We start from the raw sequence: 19,356 nt of genomic DNA on the forward strand, positions 1-19,356 counted from the left end.
CGTAGCCGGCCTCGCGCACGTAGATCGCCATCCAGGTTCGAACATAACACCACTTTGTCCCAAAAATATTTTTCTGATCGAATGAGGGGTATGTGGGGGAGGGCATGGCACGGCTTTTTGGTTTTTGTTTTTTGCTTTTTTGTTTTTGCTGCGGTGGCATCCGCGAATTCGTAGCTGTGCTTCAGGCGTTGCCCCTGTGCGGGGCGGCAGTTACTTTCTTTGCCGCCGCAAAGAAAGTAACCAAAGAAAGCGGCTTCACACCTCCGGTGCCGGCCTGGATACCGCTTCGGCATGTCGCTGTTGAGCCGTCGCGCAGCGACGCCCACACTCCGTAGAAAGCCCGCAGTCATCCGCGCGCGGCGCGAAAGATGACATCCACCTGGGGCACATTCGGTTGACTTGTTTTTTTGCGTTTGCCGTCGGTTTGATTGTGGCGGTATGTGCTCCAGACCATGTGTGGGGTTTTCGCGCCGTGCGCGGTTGACTGCGGGCTTTCTACGGGGTGCGGACGTTGCTGCGCGCTAGCTCAGAGAACCTGTGCCGTAGCGGTATCCGGGTGGGTACCGGAGGTTTGAAGCGGCTTTCTTTTGCCTACTTTTCTTTGCCGCTGCAAAGAAAAGTAGGTGCCGCCCCGCACAGGGGCAACGCGTGAAGTACGGATACGAAACCGCGGATGCCAGCAAAAACCAATAAAAACCTAAAACAACCAGCAAAAAACGAAAAAACCGGCTATCGCGCGCCGCGATTACGCCAAAGACCAAGCGCCAGCGCGAGAAATGCCACAACAAACCCAACCAGCGACCAGGCAGGCAAAGAAAGCCCAAGAATCGGCGGATAAGGCGTTTCGCACAAACCGGCAACCTTAAAAACACTCGGCAGCCAGTGCGCCGGCGGCAAACCATCAACAATCGGCTGCAACGCATCGAACCCGCAGCTGAAATTCGGATGCGACTGCACATACACATGCCGCGCGGCCGTCACCAGCCCGCCGAGCGCCGACAGCAGCGCCAGCACCTCGAGCAGCCGCACGCCCGTCCAGCCGCGCATCCGCGCACCGAGGAACGCGAAAATCGCGATCAGCAGAAAGAAATAGCGCTGGATGATGCACAACGGGCACGGATCTTCGTGTTCGACGAACTGCAGATACAACGCGCCACCCACGAGCGCGAGACAGACGAGACCGAGTAGAACGAGCAGACTGCGTTCGCGGCGCAATTTAACGTTGTCGATATTCATGATCCTGCTAGCGGTGGAAATTCGGTAAAAGGTGCGGCGATTCTAGCCGAAGCCCGCGGCGCATGCCGACGGCCCGGAAACGCTGCCCCGCGAGGATTAGCGGATCGTATTCAATACCGCTTCGACGGCCCGTCCTATTCCCAGCAACGCATCGTCGGCGTGCGGGCCGGCCGCCAGCATCAGCCCGACGGGCGCGGCGCCGCGCGGATGGCACGGCAGCGAGATCGCGCACGCATCGAGAAAGTTGAACGCACTCGGATTGCGCAGCACGAGGCCGTTGGCGCGGAAGAACGCGTCGTCGTCGTTCACCAGTTCCGCGACGCGCGGCGGCACGATCGGCGTGGTCGGCGCGACGATGGCATCGAAGCGCTGCCACATCGTGCGCGCCTCGACCAGCACGGCGGCGCGCTCGGCGAGCAGATCGAGATAGTCGGCGGCCGTCGCCGGCTGGCCTTTCAGGATGCGCATCAGCACGCGCGGATCGTAGGCGTCGCGGTGCGCGTCGAGCAGCGGCCGGTGCCACGCGTACGCTTCGATGGGCGAAAAGCCGAAGCGGTTGATATCGGCGAGACGGTCGAGCGGCGCAAAACGCACATCGCTGACGATCGCGCCCGCCGCCTCCAGATGCTTGAGCGCGGCATCGTAGGCTTCGGCGACTTCCGGCTCGACGCCGTCCGTCACGTAATGATTCAGCACACCGAGCCGCACGCCTTCGAGCTGCCGCGCAGCCGGAATCACAGGCTCCAGCCCAGCCAGAATCCGGTCGACGAGCGCGCAACACGCGACCGTCGCGCCGATCGGGCCAAACGCGTCGAGCGTCGGCGAAAGCGGCACGCCGCCCTGTTTCGGCACACGGTCAGCCGTCGGCTTGAAGCCGGTGAGGCCGCACAGCGCGGCGGGGATGCGCAGCGAGCCGCCCGTGTCGCTGCCGAGCGCGACAGCCGCCATGCCGTCCGCCACCGACGCCGCCGCGCCCGACGACGAGCCGCCCGACACCCGCTCGTCGCCCTTCACGCCGCGCCGGTACGGCGACAGCGGATTGCCGTAGTGCGGATTGAGACCCAGGCCGGAAAACGCGAACTCGCTCATGTTCGTGCGTCCGACGATCACGGCGCCCGCGCGCTTCAGTCGCGCGACGGCGGGTGCGTCGGCCGTGGCGGGCGCGGCGTTCGCCAACACCTTCGAGCCCGCGCGCGTCACCTGTCCTTCGATGTCGAACAGATCCTTCACCGAGACGGGAATGCCCGCGAGCGGCGACAGCACCGTGCCCGCCGCGCGCAGGCGGTCGTGGGCGTCGGCGGTGGCGCGCGCGTTGTCGGCGTCGACCTGCATGAAAACGGCCGCGCCCTGGCCGGCGGGATCGGCGATACGTTCGAGCGCGGCTTCGACGAGCGCGCGGCTCGTCGTGCGGCCCGCGGCGAGATCGGCGGCCAGTTGGGCGAGCGGCGGGAAGGGCGTGAGTTCCGGTGGCGTGGCGGTAGTCATGGCGTGAATCGGCAGGTCGGGTGTCGAGAACCGTATTGTGACGCTTCGGGCGCGAACCACGGAATTACACGGCGCGCATGTTTCAGCACGTCACGCTAAATCGTTTTTAACCGTTCGTGCGGTACCATCGCGTTCTGGATTACTTTCTGTAAGGAACGACACTATGCACCACGGCATCGGCTTTATTCAGGATCTGGCAGTCGTGATGGCGCTTGCCGGCGTCGTCACCGTGCTGTTCCATCGCCTGAAACAGCCGGTGGTGCTCGGGTATATCGCGGCGGGCGTGATCATCGGGCCGTACACGCCGCCGTTCCAGCTGATCCACGACGAACAGACCATCCAGACGCTCGGCGAACTCGGCGTCGTGTTCCTGATGTTCTCGCTCGGGCTCGAATTCAGTCTGCGCAAGCTGTTCAAGGTCGGCGCGACGGCGGTGGTCGCGGCGTTGTCGGAGATCGTGCTGATGCTGTGGATCGGCTACGAGATCGGTAGCGCGTTTGGCTGGAGCAAGATGGATTCGCTGTTTCTCGGCGCGATTCTCGCCATTTCGTCGACGACGATCATCGTCAAGGCGCTCTCCGAACTCGGCCTGAAGCGCGAAAGTTTCGCGCAACTGGTGTTCGGCATTCTGATCGTCGAGGACATTCTCGCGATCGCGATGCTCGTGCTGCTGTCGGGCATCGCGCAGACGGGCGAGTTGTCGGCGGGTATCGCGTTCGTCACGCTCGGCAAGCTGCTGCTGTTCATGACGGTGTCGCTGGTGATCGGCATTCTCGTCGTGCCGCGCGCGCTCAACTACGTCGCGAAGTCGCAGAGCGACGAAATGCTGCTCGTGTCCGTGCTCGGGTTCTGCTTCGCGTTCTGTCTGCTGGTCGTCAAGCTCGATTACAGCATTGCGCTGGGCGCGTTCCTGATCGGGGCGATCATGGCCGAATCGCGCCATCTGCACCGGATCGAACATCTGATTGCGCCGCTGCGCGATGCTTTCTCAGCGATCTTCTTCGTGACGATCGGGCTGATGCTGAACCCCACGGTGCTGGTCGACTACGCGTGGCCGATCGCCGTCATCACGATCGCGGTGATTCTCGGCAAGATCGTGTCGTGCGGGCTCGGCACCTTCCTCGCGGGCAAGGACGGGCGCACGGCGATGCGCGTCGGCATGACGGTTTCGCAGATCGGCGAGTTTTCGTTCATCATCGCGTCGCTCGGCCTGACGCTCAAAGTGACGAGCGCGTTTCTTTACCCGATCGCCGTCGCCGTCTCCGCGCTGACGACGCTCTTCACGCCGTACCTGATCCGCGCCGCCGATCCGCTCACGCGCCGCGTCGGCCACGCGATGCCGCGCACCGTCGCCAACGTGTTCGGCATGTACGGGCAGTGGCTCGGCAGCCTGCGACCCGCTTCCGGCGAGCCGACCATTTTCAGTCTCACGCGCCGGATCATTCTGCAGATCGCGGTGAATCTGGCGATCGTCGCGGCGATTTTTCTGGGCGCGTCTTACGGAGCGCCTTATGTGACTCTATATGGAAGCGGATTCATCGAGAAATGGCTGCCGTCCGAGCCGATGCAACGCGTCGTGCTGTGGAGCGGGGCGCTGATCGTATCGATGCCGTTTCTCGTCGCCGTCTACCGGAAGACGAAGTCGCTGGCGCTGTTGCTCGCCGAAATCAGCGTGCAGCCGGCGAAAGCGGGGCGCTTCACGAGCGCGATCCGCTACGCGATTTCCGACCTCGTGCCCGTCGTTTCGATGCTGGGCGTGTTTCTGCTGGTCGCGGCGCTTTCGAGCACAATCCTGCCGCCGACGGGCCTGCTCGTCGCCGTGCTGCTGTGTGCCGCGCTGCTGCTGACGGTGCTGTGGCGCTGGTGCGTGCGGATTCACGCGACGATGCAGATCGCGCTGCGCGAAACCTTCGAGGAACAGCCGGATCCATGATGCGCTGCGCAACCGCTCCCATTGAGACGCGTTTGCGCCAGGTTGCATGTTGTGTCTCGATGTGACGAAATGTGTGCTCGTTTGCCGCAGCGGGGCCTGAGGCGGATAATGAGATATGTCTAATCGTTCACGCGCGAAGACGCGTCTGTCATACAGTCATGAGCGAGAACAATTCCGATAACGCCGGTGCTCCCGGCAATCCATCTCCTTCGACGAGCCAGTCCGGCTCTGCCGGATCGCCCCCGGCACCCGCACCCGGGCCGATACCTGGCCCGGTATCGGGCCCGAAACCGGGCCCGGCTCCAACCCCCACTCCCGCGAAGGAAGCCAAAGAAGCGGCTTCGACCGATTCCCCCGAAAGCGCCTCCAACGTGACGCCTGAATCGCCTCAGGCATCGAGGGATGCCGCTGCGCGCGTGCAGTCGGTCGTATCGAATGCGGAGCGCGCGGCTGCAACGGCGGCGGGCGCGAGCCCGACAGCTGTCGGCGGCGCAGCGGGCGCGCCAACGGCGGCGCCCGGCGGCGGCGAGCCTGACGGCACGCTCGGCGCATCGGCGAACACGGGCGGCGCGCCGCCTGCGGGCTTCGGCTCGGCGCCCGACTTCGGCGCGTCGAATCCGCCGCCCGCGAGCGCGTATCCGCCGGCACCGCCTGCGTATCTGAAGCACAGCGATTCGGCGTGGTCGGTGTTCGGCCGGATCATCGCCGCGCGCGCCCGGCAGATATTCGACCGTGCCGGCCGCAGGATCACGCAGCGCACGTTGCGCATCGGCGTATCGGCGCGGATCTTCCACCCTGAACCGGGTGCGAAGGGTCTGCGCGGCAAGACGCTCCAGTATCTGGAGGAATCGATCGCGCACTGGGTGATGTCGCGCGACGTGCTCGTCTTCATGATTCCGACGGTCGGCCATCAGGGGATGCTGCATCCGAGCAACATCCGCCTGCGCGACTACGCGAAGCATCTGGACGGTCTGCTGCTGCAAGGCGGCGCCGACGTGTCGCCGCAGTCGTACGCGGAAGCGGCGACGCGCCCCGAATGGCCCGGCGACCGTGTGCGCGACATGTACGAACTCGAACTGCTGCATGAGTTCATCGAGTCGGGCAAGCCGGTACTGGGCGTGTGCCGCGGCTGTCAGCTGATCAATGTCGCGTTCGGCGGCACGCTGTATCAGGACATTGCTTCGGATGTCCCGACGGCAGCCGTCCACGTCAACGAACATTACGACCAGCATCGTCACTCGGTGCATTTTCCCGAAGGCTCGACACTCGTCAACATGTTCCCGGGACGGCGCGAGGCGATCGTCAATTCGATCCACCACCAGGCCGTCAATCAGCTTGGGCGCGATCTGAATATCGAGGCCGTGTCGGCGACGGACGGCATCATCGAGGCAGTGCGTTATCGACGCGCACCGTTCGTGATGGGCGTGCAGTGGCACCCTGAGTTTCACCGCGCGGGCGGCCCCGAGCTGCTCGACTGCACACCGCTGCTGGATACGTTCCTGCGGGTCGCGCGCGAAACGCGCTTCTGATCTTTTCTTCTGCGATAAACGCGAGCGGGCCAGTAACGGCCCGTTCGCGTTTTGCATTTCGCTCATGCGCTCGTCCGTGCTGCAGCCGAATTTCTCTCAGTAAATGCGTCGTGTTTTACGAAGTTTTACGTTTGTGCGTCGAATTACTTAGTTGTCCGTTTATCTTGATTTAAAGTCCCGTTTTCAGACGTCAGAAAGACCAAAATCCGCGCGATAATCCGAGCCTGTTTCTGGATACGCATGGAGTATCGACGTATGAAGTACCCCCTGGATCTGCGCCGCGCGGTCATGCTCGCGATTGCTTGCGCGTTCATGCATGGCGGCATCGCACAGTCGGCCAGCAAGACGGCAACGGGAACGGACGTCGCGCGTGCTAGCGCGGGGAAGGGCGCGCAGGCCGACGCGCCGGATGGTTCGGCCGACGAGATCGCCGCTCAAGATATGACTGCCGACTCACATGCCGACCCGCGCGCCTACGCGAGCGGCAGCACACAAGGCGATGTCGCCGACCTGATGCAACTGATCCACGACGGCGGCCTCGTCGAGATGCGCACCACGTACAATGGTGGCTACGGCGCGTCGCTGTTCTTCCACGCGCCGAGCATGACTTACTATGTCGCGCTGTTTCAGGACAAGCACTTCTGGCGTGTGATTCGAACATCCGATCAGTCGCGCGCCGAGACGATCTATTCAGGCTTCGCGCGGCAGACGTCGCAGCTCGCGGAAGTCGAGATTCGTCGGGCGCAGTTGCAGGCGCAGAAGGCGTCGATCGAGCGCGTGATCAACGAGTCGCAGGCGCGCGCCCAGCGTTTGCAGGCCGATATCGAAGTGGCGCACGCGCAGGAAGCGAAGGTCGCCGACTATCAGCGGCAGACGCAGGACGAAACGCTAGCGTTGCGTGACGAGAAAGAGAAGGCTCAGGCGCAATTGCGCCAGTTGCAGCAACAGGTTCTGCAGTTGCAGCATCAGGCGGAGGCCGGGTTGCCGGGAACTCGCTGAGTTTGTGATCGCGAGAACGCGAGATATGAGAAGAAAAGGGCTGAGTCTAGGATTGCTTTGGACTCAGCCCTTTTCGTTTCAGAGAGACTTACTTCGAGAAACTATCTGGCGCTTCGGTGATGCGCCGATGCGACATGTGGTTCATCCACTCGGTGCTGTCGGTATCGACGCGCTCGCGCCGGATGACGGCGGGCGGGATATCGGTGATGTGCGTGCCCGCCGACATCGTGACGGAACCATAGTCGCTGTCGAAGCGCGCGGAGGGCGCAACAGGCGAGTAAGCGCCTGCAATCGACGGCAGATGGCGCGGGCGCTTGGTCGAGGCGATGTGCGAATCGGGCGATACGCGTGATGCGGCCACGGATCGGTGCGGCGTGATCTCGTTCGGACGCTGCGTCGCATGTGGGGCGTGTCGTACGTCAATCTTCGCGAGCGTGTCGCGCTCGCGCTTCGCTGTTTGGTCGATGCCCGATTCCGTCGGGCGCTTCGATGCGGCGCTTGCATGCGACGTAACCGCTGGATGTTCGGCGTCGCGTGCGGCCAGATCACCATGCGCTCGATTCCATGCGATCGGCGCATCCGCGTGCTTCGTCGAGTCATTCAGCCGGGCAACGGAATTGAGCGTGACCTCGGGCGTAGCGGCAAGCGTCGGTGACGAAGGGTGTCGCGGATGATTCGCCATCAGCCACGCGATCAACGCCGCACCACCGACGGCGCACGCACCGCCCGCCAGCATGTTCGACTGCCGGTTCTTGCGCGCCGATGCGAGCACGGGATCACGCATGCCGAGAGAAATGGTGTCGGCCTTGAACTCAGGAATGGCCGAAGCCGAAGGGGAAGCAGCGGGCGGCGTGTGAAGTTTGGCTTGCGAGTCCCAGCGCGACATCGCGCGAATGGCGGAGGCGCTCATGCAGAAGGTCCGCATCATAGCCGCATACAGCGCCTTGAGTTCCGCCCGAAAGCTCGCGTTGGGCGGCAGCAGCGACCACTCGCGGCCGACGGCGCGTGAGACCAGCTCGAGCGGGCGAAGACGCGGCATCGCCAGTTCGCCGGCAACGTGTGTGAGTAAGGGTGTCGACACGGTCCTCGCCTCGATGTTGTTCGTGTTTTTAGCCTCGGAGCGGCAGACATCAGCAGACGCAAACGGGCTGCATGCTCATGGCTTGAGTCGAGGCGTTGGGTCGCGGTATGGTGGCAGGCGTCGCCCGGTTGAAACTATCGGATCAATCCTAAATGATCAGTGATCCTGATGATTTGCCAGTACGCGATCGAGCGGATACACATACCGCAACGCCGTGATATCGACGCCGCCCATATGGTCGGGCTCCGCGCCGGAAAACTGCCAGCCCTGACGCTCGTAGAACGCGATCGCAGGCGCATTGCCTTCCAGCACATAGAGATACAGCTGCGCTTCGCCATGCTCGCGCGCCCAGTCCTGCGCGGCGCGCATCAGCAGCTTGCCCGCGCCGATCCCCTGATGCGCGGGCAGTGCGTGCAGATTGTCGAGCAGCACGCCCCACGGCGAATCCGGCTGGCGCTCGACGCACACGAAGCCGATCGGTTCGCCCGCGCGCTCGGCGATCAGCACGATGCGCCGTTCGGCACCCGGCGCCGACATCCGCGCGCGCCAGTAGGACGCGCGCTCGTGCGCAACCTCGCCGTCGAGAAACGCATCGGGCAACAGTCCGCGATACGTCGCCTGCCAGCTCGCGCTATGAATGGCAGCGATGAGATCGGCGTCGGCGTCGGTCGCGGGACGCAGCGCGAGGGGCGAAAGAGCGGGCGGCAAAACGGAATCAGACATTGCGGCGGTAGAAACGAAACGATTGACGAGTGTGAGCCGGCGAACGCGCGGCAAGAGACTCACGATACGGCGCATGTCGTCCCGCGTCATCTGGCGGGACTTGCCGGCCAAAAGCGGCATCGGAAGAATTTTCTTGTTTGATGGCTATTGTAAGCAAATTGTATTAAATGCACGCCGTTCCGAGTAACGTTATTATCACGTGAGGCGCGTGTTGTAAGCGAAACTCCACGTTTACCCTGATATCTCCCCGGCGGTCGTCGCAGCAGAATACCGCGCCCACGCGAGCGTCGCGCCCTGACGGGCGAAAGCCAGACCTGGCCGCGCCGGACCGGGCATCCGCGTTCTCCCCGCGGATCGTTTGAACCGCCCAACGCATGCCTGTCATGCAGGCTGCGGGCCCATTTAGAGATAGTCATGGCAACTGCATCCCATGCTCAAGTAGCGACGGACGAATCCAAGGTCCGTACCGTCTTCCGCGTCGTCAGCGGCAACTTCCTGGAAATGTACGACTTCATGGTCTACGGCTACTACGCCGCGGCGATCGCGAAGACGTACTTTCCGAGCGGCAACGAATTCGCGTCGCTGATGCTGTCGCTTTCCGTGTTCGGCGCGGGCTTCCTGATGCGACCGTTGGGCGCGATCGTGCTCGGCGCGTACATCGACCATCACGGCCGGCGCAAAGGCCTGATCCTGACGCTCGCGCTGATGGCGCTCGGCACGCTGACGGTCGCGGCGATTCCGGGCTACGCGACGATCGGCGTGCTCGCGCCCGTGCTCGTGCTGGCCGGACGTCTGTTGCAGGGCTTCTCGGCGGGTGTCGAGCTGGGTGGCGTGTCGGTGTATCTGTCGGAGATCGCGACCAAGGGCAACAAGGGCTTCTATTGTTCGTGGCAGTCGGGCAGCCAGCAGGTGGCCGTGGTGTTCGCCGCGCTGATCGGCGTGTTCCTGAACCGCCTGCTGCCCGCCGACCAGATGACGGCATGGGGCTGGCGCGTGCCGTTCCTGATCGGCTGTCTGATCGTGCCGTTCCTGTTCCTGATCCGCCGCTCGCTGAAAGAGACGGACGAGTTCCTCGCGAAGAAGCATCGTCCGACGGTCAGCGAAATTTTTGCGTCGATGCTCCAGAACTGGGGCGTTGTGCTCGGCGGCATGGGTATGGTCATCATGACGACGGTGTCGTTCTACATGATCACCGCGTACACGCCGACCTTCGGCAAGGAAGTGCTGAAACTCTCGTCGATCGATACGCTGATCGTTACCGTCTGCATCGGCGTATCGAATCTGATCTGGCTGCCTGTTTCGGGCGCGATTTCGGATCGCGTCGGCCGCCGTCCCGTGCTGCTGACGTTCACGGTTCTCACGATCCTCACATCGTATCCGGCCGTGCAGTGGCTCGTCGCCGATCCGTCGTTCGCGCGCCTGCTGATGGTCGAGTTGTGGCTGTCGTTCCTGTACGGCTGCTACAACGGCGGCATGGTCGTCGCGCTGACGGAAGTGATGCCCGCCGACGTGCGCACAGCAGGCTTCTCGCTGGCGTACAGCCTGGCGACGACGATCGGCGGCTTCACGCCGGCCATCGCGACGTACCTGATCCACACGACGGGCAACAAGGCCGCGCCCGGCCTGTGGATGAGCGTTGCCGCCGTGTGCGGTTTGATCGCGACGCTCGTGCTGTATCGCACGCAGGAAGCGCGCAATCAGTACCGGACGGCTTGAGCGCCAGTTGCTCTGAAGCGGCAAAACAAAAAACCCCGCATGCGTGCGGGGTTTTTTCATTTCAGCGTGTGCTCAGACTGCGATCAATCGCGCAGCGCCGCCGCCACTTCCTCGACGACTTCCGCCCACTCACCGGGCAGTGATTGCCGCACGAGCCGCGCGGACGGATACCACGGGCTGCGTTGATCGCCCGTGAACCAGCGCCAGTCGGCGGCGAACGGCAGCATCAGCCAGAGCGGCTTGCCAAGCGCGCCCGTCAGGTGCGCAATCGACGTATCGACCGACACCACGCCGTCCAGACGCTCGATGATCGCCGCCGTATCCGCAAAATCGCGAATGCGCCCGTCGAAGCGATGAATGTTCTTCGCACGCGGATGCGCGTCGAGCGCGGCGCGTTCGTCGTCGGCAAGCTCGGGCTGCAGCACGATCCAGTCGATGCCGTCCAGCGCGAACAGCGGCTCGAGCGCGGCAAGCGGCAGCGAGCGGTTTTCCTGGCGCTGCGCGCGTCCCGACCACGCGATTCCGAACTTGCGCTTCGCGTGTCCGCCGAGCGAGCCGCGCCACGTGCGGCGCGACGCGGCAGGCGCGGTGAGATACGACGTGCGTGCCGGAATCGAGTCGAATTGCGTGCCGAGCGCGAAAGGCAGGCTCAACAGCGGACACTGCAGATCGGCGCGGGGACGCGGCGCGCCTTGCGCGATCAGCGTGACGCGCCATTGTTCGGCCGTCGGCGCGAGCAGAGGCACGAGTTGCGGCTGCACTTCGAGGATGACGCGCACCGCAAGCTTCGCGACGATTTCGACGAAGCGCACGAATTGCAGCGTGTCGCCGAAGCCCTGCTCGGCGTGCACGAACAGCGTGCGTCCTTCGATCGGCTCGCCGTTCCAGCGCGGCAGCGGCGGCGCGCCAGGCGACGCGACGGCATTCTCCAGCCGCCATTCGTATTCGGGCAATCCGCGCTTGAAGTCGCCGAGCGTGAGCAGCGTCACGCCGCGATTCATATGCGCCATCGGCAGATCGGGCCGCAGACGCAACGCCTGATCGAACGCACGCACGGCGGCAGCGTGCGCGCCGAGTGCGTGATGCGCGGCGCCGAGGCTTAGCCACGCGAGCGCGAAGTTCGGATCGAGACCGACGGCGCGTTCGAAGCGCGGCCTCGCTTCTTCGTGACGGCCAAGCGACGCGAGCGCATTGCCCAGGCCGAACAGCGCGGGCGGCAGGTTCGCCTGCATCGCGAGAACCGCTTCGAACTCGGCGACGGCCTGTTCGTGCTGACCCGTCGCGTCGAGCGTGTTGGCGAGATTGAAGCGCGCGGCCGTGAAGCGCGGCTCGATCTTGAGCGCGGCGCGGAAATGGGCGCTGGCCTCCGTCGCGGAGCCGAGCGCGTTGAGCGCCATGCCGATGTTGTTGTGCGCGCCTGCGTGGCCGGGCCGCAGTTCGAGCGCGCGGCGGAACGAATCGACGGCTTCGCGATGCCGGCCGAGCGCATGCAGCGCATTGCCGAGATTGACGTGCGACGACGCGTCCATCGGCTGCAGACGCAGCGACTTCTCGAATGCATCGACGGCGTCTTCGTGGCGCCCGGCGAGCGCGTACGCATTGCCGAGGTTGTAGTGCGCCATCGGAAACGTCGGCGCGAGCGTCAGCGCATTGCGAAAGCGTTCGATTGCCTGGTCGAGCCGGCCGAGCGCCTTCAGCGCGTTGCCGAGATTCAGCTGCAACCCGGCGTCTTGCGGGCGCAGGTCGGCGGCGCGGCGGACGAGGTCGGCCGCTTCTTCGTGCTGGCCTTGCTGATGGCGCAGCACGCCGAGCAGATGCAGCGCGTCGACATGAGCGGGGTCGAGATCGAGGGTAGCGCGATAGCCGCGCTCGGCGTCGTCGAGCCGGCCGTCACGATGCGCGCTATACGCGCGGTCGAAAACTGGGTGCATGACGCAGGCGAGGGTGTGATGCGAGAAAACGCGCATTTTCCCACACTCGGCGGATGCTTCCCGACTTGACTTGGAGACTGTTGCTCAATAACATATGAACACCTGTTCATATGTACGCATCGACTCCTTCGATTGCTCTGCCGACAATGTCAGCCGTTCTCTCTCTCAGTACCGACGATCGCGTCGTCCAGATCGCCGATCTGTTCCGTCTGCTGGGCGATCCGACGCGTCTGCGGATCGTGCTCGCGTGTGTCGACGAGCGGCGCGCGGTCGGCGCGATCGCGGAATCGCTGAACCTCTCGCCGTCGCTGGTGAGCCACCATTTGCGGCTGCTGCGGGCGGCGCGCATCGTGCGCGCAGAGCGTCAGGGCAAGCAGGTGTTCTACGTCGCCGCCGACGGACACATCAGCGGCATGCTGACCGACATGCTCGAACACGTCGCCGAACCCGTCAGCGACGCCGCCGCCGAACTTTCGCAGGATCAAGCATGAAATACACTGCCCATCAGACCGACGGCGCTACTGCGCAGCATCAGCCGAAGCCCGATGCACATGTGCACACCGACGCATGCGCTCACGCAGATCACGACCACTCACATGACCACGACCACGCGCACGAAACGCGCGGCAAGGGCGCACACGCGCATGGTCATGCGGGTCATGCGGGTCATGCGCATGGCCACGGACATCATCACCACGCGCCCACCGCCGGACACGGCCGTGCGTTCGCGATCGCCGTCGCGCTGAACGTCGCGATCGTCGTCGTGCAAGCGATTTACGGCGTGCTCGCCAACTCGACGGCCCTGCTCGCCGACGCCGGCCACAATCTGTCCGACGTGCTCGGCTTGTTGCTCGCTTGGGGCGCGACATGGCTCGCGACGCGCCGGCCGTCCGCGCGCTACACGTTCGGCCTCGGCGGTTCGTCTATTCTCGCGAGCCTGCTGAACGCGGGGCTGCTGCTGTTCGCGTGCGGCGTGATCGTCGCGGAAGCGGTGGGACGCCTGTTCCATCCCGCGCCCGTCGCGGGGCTCGACGTGTTCATCGTTGCCGTCGTCGGCATGGTGGTGAACGGCTTCTCGGCGTGGCTCTTCATGCGCGGCTCGGAGGGCGACCTGAACATCCGCGGCGCCTTCCTCCATATGCTCGCCGACGCCGCCGTGTCGGCTGCCGTCGCCGTCAGCGGCCTCGTCATTCTCTTTAGCGGCTGGACGTGGCTCGACCCGGTGATGAGCATCATCGTGGTCGCGGTGATCGTCTACGGCACGTGGGGCTTGCTGCGCGATTCGATCAGCCTCGCGCTCAACGGCGTGCCGCCCGGCGTCGATGTGCAGAAGATCCGCGAATACCTCGCCGCGCAGCCGGGCGTCACCGATGTGCACGACCTGCACGTCTGGGCGCTGTCGACGACGGGCAACGCGCTGTCCGCGCATCTCGTGATTCCGGCCGGTCATCCGGGCGACCGGATGATCGACGGCATCGTCGGCACGCTGCGCGCGGAGTTCGACATGCATCACGCGACATTGCAGGTCGACATGGGCACGACGCAGCATCGCTGTTCGCTGGATAGCGCGCCGCACGCGCATTAAACCCGTCCTGGTGCCAGGCGGCGCGTTGATGCGCCGCGTCGTCGGTGGCCCGGCAGCGATTCAAACGCTCGGCGTACACTAGCAGACATGTCCGACTGCGGAGGTCTGCATGACGGGTGCTTCCTTCGACGTACCGCCCGTGCTGATCGTCGGCGCGGGGCCGACGGGGCTGGCGGCAGCCATGAGTCTTGCGCGCGCGCACGTGCCCGTGCGTCTCATCGACAAGGCGCTGCAACCGGATCCGCACTCGCGCGCGATCGGCATTCAGGCGCGCACGCTCGAACTGCTGGAACAGCACCGGATCGTCGATCAGTTTCTGGAACTGGGGCATCGGGCGCGCACCGCGAATCTGTATTCGAACGGACATCGGCTTGCGCGCCTCGACTTCGATCCGTTGCAGACGCGCTATCCGTATCTGCTGTTTCTCGAGCAGTCCGTCACCGAGCGTCTGCTGACCGAGCATCTGGCCAGCTTCGGCGTGCTCGTCGAACGCGGCGTCGAGCTGACGATGTTCGCGCAAGGTTCGGCCGGTATCAACGCGACGCTGCAGCGCGCGGACGGCCATATCGAAACGCTGCATCCGTCGTACATGATCGCCGCCGACGGCGCGCACAGCGCGATCCGCCACCGGCTCGGCATGAGCTTCGCGGGCAAGACGTTCGAGCAGACCTTCCTGCTCGCCGACCTCGAAGCCGACACCGGCTGGTCCGACGATGAATTCCATATCTTCGCGTCGGGCTCGGGGCTCGCGGCGCTGTTTCCAATGGGCAAGGGCAGGCAGCGGCTGATCGCCGATCATCCCGCGATGCCGGCGGGCGGGCCGCCCGGGGGCGATCAGACGGGCGGCGATCCACTGCAGCTCACGGAGATTCCCTCACCGACGCTCGAAGAATGCCGTCTGCTGGCGAAGAGCCGCATCCACCATCCCATCGACATCAGCGGCCTGAACTGGTCGAGCTATTTCCATCTGAATAGCCGGATGGTCGAGCAGTTGCGCGCACAGCGCGTGTTCCTCGCGGGCGACGCTGCGCACGTGCACAGTCCCGCAGGCGCGCAGGGCATGAATACGGGCATTCAGGAGGCGTTCAATCTGGGCTGGAAAATTGCCCGCGTGCTGCGGGGCGATGCGCCCGAGCGGCTGCTCGACACATATCACCTCGAACGTCATCCGATCGAGCGCGACGTGCTGCGCCAAACCAGCTTTGTCACGCAGATGGCGGAAGCGGATCACGGTCCGCTCAAGCTGCTGCGCGAGCGCGTGATGCCCGTCCTCGCCGCGCTCGGGCCGCTGCGCGATGCCGCGCGGCTGACGGTCAGCGAACTGGCGATTCAATACCGGCGCTCGCCGTTGACGCTCGAACGCGTGCTCGACGGCGGTCCGCGCGCGGGCGAACGTGCGCCCGATGCGCTCGTGCATGTGGTCGACGGTCCGCTCGGGCGCGCGCCCGGCATCGGCTGCATTTTCGATCTGCACGATCCCGCGTTCTTCTCGCTGTTTCTGCTCGTCGATCCGCCGGAGGAAGCCGCCTCGGGCAACGGCAAATTGCTTGGCCTCGGGCGCAAACCCGTGCGTTCCGCCGATCTCGACCGCTTCGTCTCGGCCGTCGAAGGCCTGTTGCCGGGCGCGGTGCGTGTGTGGCGCGTGTCGGATGCGAACGGCGAGGGCGGCGGGCCGTCGCTCAGCGAATCGTTCGGCCGTACGCGGCCTTCGTTTTATCTGGTGCGGCCCGACGGCTATGTGTGTGCAAGAGGACGGCCGGGCACCGATCTGAATGGATTGCTGCGCCATTGCGAAGCGTGGTTCGCAAAGAACGCGTCGCCGGAGCCGCCGACACCCGCGCCTTGACGCGCATCGAGCGCCCATAAAAAAAGCGTTCGCATCGTTTCCGATGCGAACGCCAGGTTGCTGTTGCTGCTGCGTGAATAACTCGTGCTATGCCGCCGCGGGTTCCTTCGGCGTCAGATCCTCGCGATGCCTGATAAGCGCCTCGCGGACCATCTCGTGCAATTCAAGCTCGACGCCTTCGGGGTTCGTGTGCAGCGTCGCCAGAATCGAGCGGCGCATGCGCGGTTCCCAGAAGCGGCGGATGTGATCCGCAATGTTGTCGATCGCTTCGTCGCGATCCGGCATCGACTCGAAAAAATCGCCGATGCGGTTCGCCATGTCGACCAGGTTATGTGCGTCCATTGCTTTGCCTTATTTACCTGACGTGGTGGCCATTTCGCGCTTGCTCAGATGCTCGAGCTGCTCGTCGTTGAAGCGCGAGTAGTCCTTCTGCCATTGCGACGGCTGCTCGACGGGCATCACCTGCACGGCCGTGACCTTGTACTCGGGGCAGTTCGTCGCCCAGTCGGAGCTGTCCGTGGTGATCACGTTCGCGCCCGATTCAGGGAAGTGGAACGTCGTATAGACGACGCCCGGCTGCATCCGGTCCGCCACCTTCGCGCGCAGCACGGTGTAGCCCGCGCGCGATTCGATGCCGACCCAGTCGTCGTCCTTGATGCCGCGATCTTCGGCGTCGTGTGGATGGATCTCCAGACGATCTTCCTCGTGCCAGCGCGAGTTCTCTGTGCGACGCGTCTGCGCGCCGACGTTGTACTGCGACAGGATACGGCCCGTGGTCAGGATCAGCGGGAACTTCTGGTTGACCTTTTCCGGCGTCGCGACGTACTTCGTGATCACGAACTTGCCCTTGCCGCGCACGAACTCGTCGATGTGCATCGTCGGCGTGCCTTCCGGCGCATGTTCGTTACACGGCCACTGGATGCTGCCCAGCTTGTCGAGCTTCTCGTACGACACGCCATGGAACGTCGGCGTGAGTCGCGCGATTTCGTCCATGATCTGCGACGGATGCGTGTAGTTCATCTCGTAGCCGAGCGCGCGGGCGAGCAGGATCGTCACTTCCCAGTCCGAGTAGCCGGGCATCGGCGGCATCACCTTGCGCACGCGCGAGATGCGGCGCTCGGCGTTCGTGAACGTGCCGTCCTTTTCGAGGAAGGTCGAACCCGGCAGCAGCACGTGTGCGTACTTCGCGGTTTCGTTCAGGAAGATGTCCTGCACGACGATACATTCCATCGACGACAGCGCCGCGCCCACATGCTGCGTGTTCGGGTCGGACTGCACGATGTCTTCGCCCTGGCAGTACAGGCCCATGAAGGTGCCGTGCAGCGCAGCGTCGAACATGTTCGGAATGCGCAGGCCCGGTTCCGGCTGCAGCGTCACGCCCCATTCGCCTTCGAACAGCGTGCGCGTGACGGTGTCGCTGATATGGCGATAGCCCGGCAGTTCGTGCGGGAACGAGCCCATGTCGCACGAACCCTGCACGTTGTTCTGACCGCGCAGCGGATTCACACCGACGCCTTCGCGGCCGATGTTGCCCGTCGCCATCGCGAGGTTCGCGATGCCCATCACGGTCGTCGAGCCTTGAGCGTGTTCCGTCACGCCGAGGCCGTAGTAGATCGCCGCGTTGCCGCCCGTCGCGTAGAGACGCGCGGCTTCACGCACCTGCTGCGCCGGCACGCCCGTCACGCTTTCCATCATTTCCGGCGAGTTTTCCGGCAGCGCGACGAAATCGCGCCAGTGCTGGAACGCGCGGTCTTCGCAGCGCTCGGCGATGAACTGTTCGTTGAGCAGGCCTTCCGACACGATCACGTGCGCAAGCGACGTGACCATCGCGACGTTCGTGCCCGGACGCAGTTGCAGATGATGTTCGGCCTTCACGTGCGCCGTATCGACGATATCGATGCGGCGCGGATCGATCACGATCAGCTTGGCGCCGCCACGGACGCGGCGCTTCAGACGCGAGCCGAACACCGGGTGGCCGTCCGTCGGATTCGCGCCGATCACGATGATGACGTCGGATTTATCGACGGAAGCGAAGGTCTGCGTACCCGCCGATTCGCCGAGCGTCGTCTTCAGACCGTAGCCCGTCGGCGAGTGGCAAACGCGGGCGCAGGTGTCGACGTTGTTGTTGCCGAACGCGGCGCGCACGAGCTTCTGCACCAGATACGTTTCTTCGTTCGTGCAGCGCGACGACGTGATGCCGCCGATCGAATCGCGGCCGTACTTGTCCTGAATGCGGCGGAATTCCGATGCCGCGTAGCTGAGCGCTTCTTCCCAGCTCACTTCGCGCCACGGATCGGTGATCTTCGCGCGGATCATCGGCTTCTTGATGCGGTCCTTGTGCGTCGCGTAGCCCCATGCGAAACGGCCCTTCACGCAGGCGTGGCCTTCGTTGGCCTGGCCGTTCTTGTGCGGCACCATCCGCACGACCGTGTTGCCCTTCATCTCGGCCTTGAACGAGCAGCCGACGCCGCAGTACGCACAGGTCGTCACGACGGAGTGCTCGCCCTGGCCCATCATCACGATGCTCTTTTCGGAGAGCGTCGCCGTCGGGCATGCCGCGACGCACGCGCCGCACGACACGCATTCCGATTCCATGAACGGCTGGCTTTCGCTCGCGGCGACGCGCGATTCGAAGCCGCGGCCCGTAATGGTCAGCGCGAACGTGCCTTGCGTTTCTTCACAGGCGCGCACGCAGCGGTTGCAGACGATGCACTTCGACGGGTCGTACGTGAAGTACGGGTTCGACTCGTCCTTCTGGTCCTTCAGGTGATTCTCGCCGTCGTAGCCGTAGCGCACTTCGCGCAGGCCCGTCACGCCCGCCATGTCCTGCAGTTCGCAGTTGCCGTTGGCGGGGCAGGTCAGGCAGTCGAGCGGGTGATCGGAGATATACAGCTCCATCACGTTGCGGCGCAGGCCTTGCAGACGGTCGGTCTGCGTGCGCACCTTCATGCCCGCTTCGACGGGCGTCGTGCACGACGCGGGATAACCGCGGCGGCCTTCGATTTCGACGAGACACAGACGGCACGAGCCGAACGGTTCGAGCGAATCGGTGGCGCACAGCTTCGGAATGTTGACGCCGGCTTCGGCGGCGGCGCGCATCACCGACGTGCCCGCCGGAACGGAGATCATCTGGCCGTCGATTTCGAGCGTCACGTCGACGTCGGAATGACGCAGCGGCGTGCCGTAGTCGGTATCGTCGAGCGGACCGCGCTCGTTGCGCAGCGCGCCTGCCTTGCAGGCACAGTTGCCGGAGCCGCAGCCGCCGGATTTGAAAGTGATCGGATCGGACATG

At 64.5% G+C, this 19,356-nt stretch carries 15 protein-coding genes; 8 read left to right on the forward strand and 7 right to left on the reverse strand.

Translation table 11 applies throughout. From position 1 onward, the window contains the following. Positions 1 to 104: 104 nt before the first annotated feature. Complete coding sequence (locus tag QEN71_RS03925; protein WP_201653155.1) at positions 105 to 335, forward strand: hypothetical protein; 231 nt, start codon at positions 105 to 107, stop codon at positions 333 to 335. Between the two features lie 394 nt (positions 336 to 729). On the opposite strand, the gene QEN71_RS03930 is transcribed toward QEN71_RS03925, so the two are convergent. Further along, the gene (locus QEN71_RS03930) at positions 730 to 1,236 is read right to left on the reverse strand and encodes a disulfide bond formation protein B (RefSeq protein ID WP_201653158.1); all 507 of its coding nucleotides are present in this window, start codon (positions 1,234 to 1,236) and stop codon (positions 730 to 732) included. A gap of 96 nt (positions 1,237 to 1,332) precedes the next feature. Beyond that, positions 1,333 to 2,721, reverse strand: coding sequence for an amidase (locus tag QEN71_RS03935; protein ID WP_201653161.1), 1,389 nt, complete (start codon positions 2,719 to 2,721; stop codon positions 1,333 to 1,335). Positions 2,722 to 2,884: 163 nt separating this feature from the next. On the opposite strand from QEN71_RS03935, the gene QEN71_RS03940 reads away from it, so the two are divergent. The 3 genes from QEN71_RS03940 (at position 2,885) to QEN71_RS03950 (ending at position 7,182) form a co-directional block, all read left to right on the forward strand. Next, complete coding sequence (locus tag QEN71_RS03940) at positions 2,885 to 4,654, forward strand: cation:proton antiporter (protein WP_201653163.1); 1,770 nt, start codon at positions 2,885 to 2,887, stop codon at positions 4,652 to 4,654. 158 nt (positions 4,655 to 4,812) lie between these two features. Then, positions 4,813 to 6,183 (forward strand): gamma-glutamyl-gamma-aminobutyrate hydrolase family protein, encoded by a 1,371-nt coding sequence (locus tag QEN71_RS03945; protein ID WP_201653166.1) that lies wholly within the window; start codon positions 4,813 to 4,815, stop codon positions 6,181 to 6,183. Positions 6,184 to 6,438: 255 nt separating this feature from the next. Continuing rightward, on the forward strand, positions 6,439 to 7,182 hold the full coding sequence (locus tag QEN71_RS03950) for a DUF2968 domain-containing protein (protein ID WP_201653169.1): 744 nt from the start codon (positions 6,439 to 6,441) through the stop codon (positions 7,180 to 7,182). 88 nt (positions 7,183 to 7,270) lie between these two features. Here the strand turns inward: QEN71_RS03950 and QEN71_RS03955 are convergent, their stop codons facing one another. Together QEN71_RS03955 and QEN71_RS03960 are read right to left on the reverse strand one after the other, a co-directional pair. Continuing rightward, positions 7,271 to 8,263, reverse strand: a complete 993-nt coding sequence (locus QEN71_RS03955; protein ID WP_233471969.1) for a hypothetical protein — start codon at positions 8,261 to 8,263, stop codon at positions 7,271 to 7,273. 156 nt (positions 8,264 to 8,419) lie between these two features. Next, on the reverse strand, positions 8,420 to 8,986 hold the full coding sequence (locus QEN71_RS03960; protein WP_201653172.1) for a GNAT family N-acetyltransferase: 567 nt from the start codon (positions 8,984 to 8,986) through the stop codon (positions 8,420 to 8,422). A gap of 414 nt (positions 8,987 to 9,400) precedes the next feature. On the opposite strand from QEN71_RS03960, the gene tcuC reads away from it, so the two are divergent. Continuing rightward, on the forward strand, positions 9,401 to 10,702 hold the full coding sequence (gene tcuC, locus QEN71_RS03965) for an MFS transporter (RefSeq protein WP_201653175.1): 1,302 nt from the start codon (positions 9,401 to 9,403) through the stop codon (positions 10,700 to 10,702). An 83-nt stretch (positions 10,703 to 10,785) separates the two neighbouring features. On the opposite strand, the gene QEN71_RS03970 is transcribed toward tcuC, so the two are convergent. Continuing rightward, the gene (locus QEN71_RS03970) at positions 10,786 to 12,633 is read right to left on the reverse strand and encodes a tetratricopeptide repeat protein (RefSeq protein ID WP_201653178.1); all 1,848 of its coding nucleotides are present in this window, start codon (positions 12,631 to 12,633) and stop codon (positions 10,786 to 10,788) included. A gap of 146 nt (positions 12,634 to 12,779) precedes the next feature. On the opposite strand from QEN71_RS03970, the gene QEN71_RS03975 reads away from it, so the two are divergent. The 3 genes from QEN71_RS03975 (at position 12,780) to QEN71_RS03985 (ending at position 16,064) form a co-directional block, all read left to right on the forward strand. After that, complete coding sequence (locus tag QEN71_RS03975) at positions 12,780 to 13,124, forward strand: ArsR/SmtB family transcription factor (protein ID WP_201653181.1); 345 nt, start codon at positions 12,780 to 12,782, stop codon at positions 13,122 to 13,124. Then, on the forward strand, positions 13,121 to 14,218 hold the full coding sequence (locus tag QEN71_RS03980; protein WP_201653184.1) for a cation diffusion facilitator family transporter: 1,098 nt from the start codon (positions 13,121 to 13,123) through the stop codon (positions 14,216 to 14,218). Before QEN71_RS03975 ends, QEN71_RS03980 begins: the two co-directional genes overlap by 4 nt. Positions 14,219 to 14,327: 109 nt before the next feature. Then, complete coding sequence (locus tag QEN71_RS03985) at positions 14,328 to 16,064, forward strand: FAD-dependent monooxygenase (protein ID WP_201653187.1); 1,737 nt, start codon at positions 14,328 to 14,330, stop codon at positions 16,062 to 16,064. 87 nt (positions 16,065 to 16,151) lie between these two features. Here the strand turns inward: QEN71_RS03985 and QEN71_RS03990 are convergent, their stop codons facing one another. Together QEN71_RS03990 and fdhF are read right to left on the reverse strand one after the other, a co-directional pair. Next, entirely contained in the window at positions 16,152 to 16,406 is a 255-nt protein-coding gene (locus QEN71_RS03990; protein ID WP_201653190.1) for a formate dehydrogenase subunit delta, read from the reverse strand. Between the two features lie 9 nt (positions 16,407 to 16,415). Continuing rightward, positions 16,416 to 19,355: a formate dehydrogenase subunit alpha gene (gene fdhF, locus QEN71_RS03995; RefSeq protein WP_201653193.1), complete on the reverse strand. Its 2,940-nt coding sequence runs from the start codon at positions 19,353 to 19,355 to the stop codon at positions 16,416 to 16,418. Position 19,356: the final 1 nt, after the last annotated feature.

The sequence above is a fragment of the Paraburkholderia sabiae genome, assembly GCF_030412785.1.
GTDB classification, from domain to species: Bacteria; Pseudomonadota; Gammaproteobacteria; order Burkholderiales; family Burkholderiaceae; genus Paraburkholderia; species Paraburkholderia sabiae.

What these genes read in the sequence shown, in the direction of transcription:
- QEN71_RS03950 (WP_201653169.1), top strand. Translation starts at nt 6,439, where the DNA reads ATGAAGTACCCCCTGGATCTGCGCCGCGCGGTCATGCTCGCGATTGCT.
- QEN71_RS03930 (WP_201653158.1), bottom strand. Translation starts at nt 1,236, where the DNA reads ATGAATATCGACAACGTTAAATTGCGCCGCGAACGCAGTCTGCTCGTT.
- QEN71_RS03935 (WP_201653161.1), bottom strand. Translation starts at nt 2,721, where the DNA reads ATGACTACCGCCACGCCACCGGAACTCACGCCCTTCCCGCCGCTCGCC.
- QEN71_RS03980 (WP_201653184.1), top strand. Translation starts at nt 13,121, where the DNA reads ATGAAATACACTGCCCATCAGACCGACGGCGCTACTGCGCAGCATCAG.
- QEN71_RS03925 (WP_201653155.1), top strand. Translation starts at nt 105, where the DNA reads ATGGCACGGCTTTTTGGTTTTTGTTTTTTGCTTTTTTGTTTTTGCTGC.
- QEN71_RS03990 (WP_201653190.1), bottom strand. Translation starts at nt 16,406, where the DNA reads ATGGACGCACATAACCTGGTCGACATGGCGAACCGCATCGGCGATTTT.
- QEN71_RS03960 (WP_201653172.1), bottom strand. Translation starts at nt 8,986, where the DNA reads ATGTCTGATTCCGTTTTGCCGCCCGCTCTTTCGCCCCTCGCGCTGCGT.
- QEN71_RS03985 (WP_201653187.1), top strand. Translation starts at nt 14,328, where the DNA reads ATGACGGGTGCTTCCTTCGACGTACCGCCCGTGCTGATCGTCGGCGCG.
- QEN71_RS03975 (WP_201653181.1), top strand. Translation starts at nt 12,780, where the DNA reads ATGTCAGCCGTTCTCTCTCTCAGTACCGACGATCGCGTCGTCCAGATC.
- QEN71_RS03945 (WP_201653166.1), top strand. Translation starts at nt 4,813, where the DNA reads ATGAGCGAGAACAATTCCGATAACGCCGGTGCTCCCGGCAATCCATCT.
- tcuC (WP_201653175.1), top strand. Translation starts at nt 9,401, where the DNA reads ATGGCAACTGCATCCCATGCTCAAGTAGCGACGGACGAATCCAAGGTC.
- fdhF (WP_201653193.1), bottom strand. Translation starts at nt 19,355, where the DNA reads ATGTCCGATCCGATCACTTTCAAATCCGGCGGCTGCGGCTCCGGCAAC.
- QEN71_RS03940 (WP_201653163.1), top strand. Translation starts at nt 2,885, where the DNA reads ATGCACCACGGCATCGGCTTTATTCAGGATCTGGCAGTCGTGATGGCG.
- QEN71_RS03970 (WP_201653178.1), bottom strand. Translation starts at nt 12,633, where the DNA reads ATGCACCCAGTTTTCGACCGCGCGTATAGCGCGCATCGTGACGGCCGG.